Here is a 6,000-nt window from a genome sequence, read left to right on the forward strand (position 1 = left end):
GCAGTTCCCCGCGCCCCTTGGGCGGCTTCGCCGCCGTCAGGGGCGCGTCCCTCATCAGCCTCGGGCGTAGTCGTTGATCAGTTCCGCGCCTGTCGTGTGAGCGGCTCGGTCGGTGATCTCGCCTGCCAGCCAGGCCTCTACGCCTCGGTCCGCCAAGGTCGTCAGGGCCACGTTCGCCGACTCCTGGGGGACGATGGCGATCATGCCCACGCCCATGTTGAGGGTCTTCTCCAGCTCCAGGCGCTCGACCTGGCCGGTCTTGCCGACGAGGTCGAAGACGGGAGCCGGGGTCCACGTGGAGCGGTCGACCGTGGCGTGCAGGTGGTCGGGGATGACGCGGGCCAGGTTGGCCGCGAGACCGCCGCCCGTGACATGGCTGAAGGCGTGGACCTCGGTGGTGCGGGTCAGGGCCAGGCAGTCCAGCGAGTAGATCTTGGTGGGCTCCAGGAGCTCCTCGCCGAGGGTGCGGTCGAACTCGGCGATCTGGGCGTCCAGGGAGAGCCCTGCCTGGTTCAGCAGGACGTGCCGGACGAGCGAGTACCCGTTCGAGTGAAGGCCGGAGGACGCCATGGCGATCACCGCGTCACCCTTACGGATGCGATCCGGGCCGAGCAGGTGCTCCGCCTCGACCACGCCCGTACCGGCGCCGGCGACGTCGAAGTCGTCCGGGCCGAGGAGTCCGGGGTGCTCGGCCGTCTCGCCGCCGACGAGGGCGCAGCCGGCGAGGACACAGCCCTCGGCGATGCCCTTGACGATGGCGGCGACCCGCTCGGGGTGGACCTTGCCGACGCAGATGTAGTCGGTCATGAACAGCGGTTCGGCGCCGCAGACCACGATGTCGTCCATGACCATCGCGACCAGGTCGTGGCCGATGGTGTCGTAGACGCCCAGCTGGCGGGCGATGTCCACCTTGGTGCCGACGCCGTCCGTGGCGGAGGCCAGCAGGGGGCGCTCGTAGCGCTTGAGGGCGGAGGCGTCGAAGAGGCCGGCGAAGCCGCCGAGGCCGCCGAGGACCTCGGGGCGCTGCGTCTTCTTGACCCATTCCTTCATGAGCTCGACGGCGCGGTCGCCCGCCTCGATGTCGACGCCCGCGGCGGCGTAGCTGGCGCCGCCCTCGGCGATGGGGGTCTCAGACATGGCTGATGAGAACCTTCGTGTCGTACTGCGGGTGAGCAGGGGGCGGCGGACTACGGGCGACGGATCGCGTCGGCCGCGGCCGTGGCGGCGGGCCCGGCGGCCAGCTCGGTCTCCAGGAGCTGCTTGCCGAGGAGTTCGGGGTCCGGCAGCTCCATCGGGTACTCGCCGTCGAAGCAGGCACGGCAGAGGTTCGGCTTGGCGATCGTGGTCGCCTCGATCATGCCGTCGATGGAGATGTACGCCAGGGAGTCGGCGCCCAGGGACGTGCCGATCTCGTCGATCGTCATGCCGTTGGCGATGAGCTCGGCGCGGGTGGCGAAGTCGATGCCGAAGAAGCAGGGCCACTTCACGGGCGGGGAGGAGATCCGGATGTGGACCTCGGCCGCCCCGGCCTCGCGGAGCATCCGGACCAGTGCGCGCTGGGTGTTGCCGCGGACGATCGAGTCGTCGACGACCACCAGGCGCTTGCCCTTGATGACTTCCTTCAGCGGGTTCAGCTTCAGCCGGATACCGAGCTGGCGGATCGTCTGGGAGGGCTGGATGAACGTACGTCCGACGTACGCGTTCTTCACCAGACCCGCACCGAACGGGATGCCCGAGGCCTCCGCGTAGCCGATGGCGGCGGGGGTGCCGGATTCCGGGGTCGCTATGACCAGATCCGCCTCGACGGGGGCTTCCTTGGCCAGCTTTCGGCCCATCTCCACGCGGGAGAGGTACACGTTCCGGCCGGCGATGTCGGTGTCCGGGCGGGCCAGGTACACATACTCGAAGACACAGCCCTTGGGCTTCGCTTCCGCGAAGCGGGAACTGCGCAGTCCGTTCTCGTCGATGGCGATGAACTCGCCGGGCTCGATCTCGCGGACATAGGAGGCGCCGCAGATGTCGAGGGCGGCGGACTCGGAGGCGACGACCCAGCCGCGCTCCAGCCGACCGAGGACCAGCGGGCGGATGCCCTGCGGGTCACGCGCGGCGTAGAGGGTGTGCTCGTCCATGAAGACGAGGGAGAAGGCGCCACGGACCTGCGGGAGGACAGCGTGGGCCCCCTCCTCGATCGTCAGCGGCTTGCCGTCCTCGTCGACCTGGGCCGCGAGGAGCGCGGTGAGCAGGTCGGTGTCGTTGGTCGCCGCGACACGCGGGGTACGGCCCTCCTGCTTGGGCAGGTCGGCGACCATCTCGGCGAGCTGGGCCGTGTTGACCAGGTTGCCGTTGTGGCCGAGGGCGATGGAGCCGTGCGCGGTGGCACGGAACGTGGGCTGGGCGTTCTCCCAGACGGAGGCGCCGGTGGTCGAGTAGCGGGCGTGACCGACCGCGATGTGACCTTGGAGGGAACCGAGCGAGGTCTCGTCGAAGACCTGGGAAACGAGGCCCATGTCCTTGAAGACGAGGATCTGGGAGCCGTTGCTGACCGCGATACCCGCGGATTCCTGGCCCCGATGCTGGAGGGCGTAGAGCCCGAAGTACGTGAGCTTGGCGACCTCTTCGCCCGGGGCCCAGACACCGAAGACGCCACACGCGTCCTGGGGGCCTTTCTCGCCGGGGAGAAGGTCGTGGTTGAGTCGTCCGTCACCACGTGGCACGCCACCGAGTGTAGGCGAGATCGCGCACCGGTCCGAATCCGCTGATCTCGCCCACCGGCTTTCCCGACTGCGTGCCGCCGCATGTCACTTGTCGGCTACCGCACCGACACCCAGGCCGTTTTCCCTGGTCAGCGTGATACTGCGGTGATCGATCCGATATTCCACCGTGCCCTTGAAGAGGCCGAGGAGGGTCCGCTCGGCGGCCATGAGTGAGTCGGAGCACATCTTGCGGGTGGTGCGCGCGTGGCCGAGGGTGATCTCGCCCTTGCTCACCGTCGCCTCGGCGGAGACCTCGTTGCAGCCGAGGCTGCCGCTGAGGGTGCCCTTCTTCTTGTCGAAGGTGAACCAGGCCTTGCCGTCGGCCTCCTCGGGGAGGGACTGGGCGACGTCGCGGTCCATGAGCGAGTCGACGCGCCACTTGGTGCCGTACAGCTCGGCGGGCTTCTCCTCGCTGAGCCGCACGGTGTCGCCGTCGGCCGTGGTGAGGGTGAGTCCGCCGTCGGCGGCCTTGGCCTGGAACGTCCCGGTGTCGAGGATGCGGGAGAAGCGCTCCTCGAACTTCATCGGGGCGTCGCCGCAGGCCATCTCGGTGGACTGGGCGATCTCGAAGTCGACGGAGTCGTCCTTGAAGTCGGCGGTCGAGCCGAAGGTGTTGCAGCCGTAGTTGCCGTTGACCTCGCCGTTGTCGTCGATCTTCAGATAGGCGCCGGCGGGGGCCTTGGTGGTCTTCCCGTCCACGGTGAGGCTGTCGACCGTCCAGTGGACCCCGGTGACCGACTCCTTGGCGCCCGGTCCCACGGAGTCGCTGCCGGCGCCGGTACCGGACTCGGTGCCGCAGGCCGCGAGGAGCGGGAACAGGGTCAGGGCCGCGAGGGGCAGGGCGGTGCGGGTCAGTCGCTGCTTGTCCATGCCGGTGGGACGGATGGGGTCCGTGGGCGGTTCCACCTGGTTGTTCGCGGGCGGTTCAGCTCAGCAGGGGCAGCAGCGCGCTCAGGTCGGCCCGTTCGCCGCTGGCACTGACCTTCGCCTCGTCGAGGGCGGTGGCCCACTCCAGGCGGCCGGTGGCCAGGCGGACCCAGGTCAGCGGGTCGGTCTCGACGACGTTCGGCGGGGTGCCTCGGGTGTGCCTCGGCCCCTCCACGCACTGCACGACGGCGTACGGCGGGATCCGCACCTCCGTCGAGCCGCCGGGGGCCCGTGCGGCGAGGGTGTCGGCGAGCAGCCGGACGCAGGTGGCGAGGGCCTGGCGGTCGAAGGGCAGGTCGAGGCCGGGGACGGCGGCGTTCAGGTCGTCGGTGTGGACGACGAGTTCGACGGTGCGGGTGACCAGGTAGTCGGCGAGCGACATGGCGCCGGCGCGGGTGTCGACGAGCCGGTCGTGCGGGGTGGCGGCGAGCCGCTCGGTGATCCGGCGCTCCGTCTCGGCGTAGAGGGCGCCGAGGTCCGGGTGGGCCTCGGCCAGGGCGTGGCTGCCCTCGGCGATGGCGTCGGCGAACGGGGCGGTGGCCGCGCCGTAGTCGAGGGGCCCGGACTCTGCCTTCGCCGGTTCGGGCCGGTCCAGGGCCCGGCTGACGCTCTCCACGGCCAGGGTGAGGTGCGCGGCCAGGTCCCGTACGGTCCACTCCCCGAGCCGGGTGGGCAGCGCGAGCTGCTCCGGGGCGAGCCCGGTGATGGCCTCTCGTACGGTCGCGAACTGGGCCAGCACGGCCTTGCGGGTCTTGGCGGGGTCGTAGACGCGGAGGCGTTTCCTGGCCGGGGGCATGGTGGGGAGCCTATGCGGAGGGGAGGTCGGAGGGGGTGGGATTCCCCACGGCCGAGAGCGCGACGAGTGGGTGAAGGCGCTGCGGCGACGGCCGCCTCGGTCGGGGAAGCCAGGCCCTCCGCGGCTGACACCGGCCTCTGACAGGCCGGCACAGAGGCCCCGCCCGGACAGCCGGGCGGGGCCGAAGTGCCGTACGACGGGGGGGCTTACGCCAGCAGTGCCGGGATCGTGCCCTCGTGTGCGGTGCGCAGTTCCTCCAGGGTGAGGGTGAACTCGCCCTGGATGTCGACGGTGTCGCCGTCGACGACGCCGATGCGGGTGACCGGGAGACCCCGGGCACCGCACATGTCGTTGAAGCGGACCTCCTCCGAGCGGGGGACGGCCACGACGGCGCGGCCGGCCGACTCGGAGAGCAGGAAGGTGAAGGTGTCCAGACCGTCGGGGACGATCAGGCGGGCGCCCTTGCCGCCGAGCAGCGCCGACTCGACGACCGCCTGGATCAGACCGCCGTCGGACAGGTCGTGCGCGGAGTCGATCATGCCGTCGCGGGAGGCGGAGATCAGGATCTCGGCGAGCAGGCGCTCACGCTCCAGGTCGACCTGCGGGGGCAGACCGCCGAGGTGGTCGTGGACGACCTGGGACCAGGCCGAGCCGCCGAACTCCTCACGGGTGTCGCCGAGGAGGTAGAGCAGCTGCCCCTCCTCCTGGAAGGCGACCGGCGTGCGGCGGGCCACGTCGTCGATGACGCCGAGGACGGCCACGACCGGGGTCGGGTGGATGGCGACCTCGCCCGTCTGGTTGTAGAGCGAGACGTTGCCGCCGGTCACCGGCGTGCCCAGCTGCTGGCAGGCGTCCGCCAGACCGCGGACGGCCTCCGCGAACTGCCACATGACCGCCGGGTCCTCGGGCGAGCCGAAGTTCAGGCAGTCGGAGACGGCGAGCGGCTTGGCACCGGTGGTGGCGACATTGCGGTACGCCTCCGCCAGGGCCAGCTGGGCACCGTGGTACGGGTCCAGCTTCGCGTAGCGGCCGTTGCCGTCGGTGGCGATGGCGACGCCGAGGCCGCTCTCCTCGTCGACCCGGATCATCCCGGAGTCCTCGGGCTGGGCGAGGACCGTGTTGCCCTGCACGAAGTGGTCGTACTGGGAGGTGATCCAGGACTTGGACGCCTGGTTCGGGGAGGCGACCAGCTTCAGGACCTGCTCACGCAGCTCCTCGCTGGTCTCCGGCCGGGGCAGCTTGTTCGCGTCGTCCGCCTGGAGCGCGTCCTGCCAGTCGGGGCGGGCGTAGGGCCGCTCGTAGACCGGGCCGTCGTGCGCGACGGTGCGGGGGTCGACGTCGACGATCTTGCCGCCGTGCCAGAAGATCTCCAGGCGGTCGCCGTCGGTCACCTCACCGATGACGGTGGCGATGACGTCCCACTTGTCGCAGATGGCGAGGAAGCGGTCGACCTTCTCCGGCTCGACGACCGCGCACATGCGCTCCTGCGACTCGCTCATCAGGATCTCCTCGGGGGAGAGCGTC

Annotated in this window: 5 protein-coding genes; all 5 read right to left on the bottom strand. The window is 70.7% G+C overall.

Annotated elements, in window-relative coordinates; translation table 11 throughout:
- Positions 1-54 precede the first annotated feature (54 nt).
- Complete coding sequence (purM, locus tag M8J73_RS37020; protein ID WP_055536679.1) at positions 55-1,137, bottom strand: phosphoribosylformylglycinamidine cyclo-ligase; 1,083 nt, start codon at positions 1,135-1,137, stop codon at positions 55-57.
- A 50-nt stretch (positions 1,138-1,187) separates the two neighbouring features.
- Positions 1,188-2,714: an amidophosphoribosyltransferase gene (gene purF, locus M8J73_RS37025; RefSeq protein WP_055536680.1), complete on the bottom strand. Its 1,527-nt coding sequence runs from the start codon at positions 2,712-2,714 to the stop codon at positions 1,188-1,190.
- An 84-nt stretch (positions 2,715-2,798) separates the two neighbouring features.
- The gene (locus tag M8J73_RS37030; RefSeq protein ID WP_055536681.1) at positions 2,799-3,623 is read right to left on the bottom strand and encodes an META domain-containing protein; all 825 of its coding nucleotides are present in this window, start codon (positions 3,621-3,623) and stop codon (positions 2,799-2,801) included.
- 55 nt (positions 3,624-3,678) lie between these two features.
- Positions 3,679-4,476 carry a maleylpyruvate isomerase family mycothiol-dependent enzyme gene (locus M8J73_RS37035; protein ID WP_249829602.1) on the bottom strand — a complete coding sequence of 266 codons (798 nt, stop codon included), beginning with the start codon at positions 4,474-4,476 and terminating at the stop codon, positions 3,679-3,681.
- A 206-nt stretch (positions 4,477-4,682) separates the two neighbouring features.
- Positions 4,683-6,000 (bottom strand): AIR synthase-related protein (locus M8J73_RS37040; protein WP_249829603.1); only part of this gene is annotated, 1,318 nt, incomplete at its 5' end.

The sequence above is a fragment of the Streptomyces neyagawaensis genome (assembly GCF_023516595.1).
Taxonomy (GTDB): Bacteria; Actinomycetota; Actinomycetes; order Streptomycetales; family Streptomycetaceae; genus Streptomyces; species Streptomyces neyagawaensis.

What these genes read in the sequence shown, in the direction of transcription:
- purM (WP_055536679.1), bottom strand. Translation starts at nt 1,137, where the DNA reads ATGTCTGAGACCCCCATCGCCGAGGGCGGCGCCAGCTACGCCGCCGCG.
- M8J73_RS37035 (WP_249829602.1), bottom strand. Translation starts at nt 4,476, where the DNA reads ATGCCCCCGGCCAGGAAACGCCTCCGCGTCTACGACCCCGCCAAGACC.
- M8J73_RS37030 (WP_055536681.1), bottom strand. Translation starts at nt 3,623, where the DNA reads ATGGACAAGCAGCGACTGACCCGCACCGCCCTGCCCCTCGCGGCCCTG.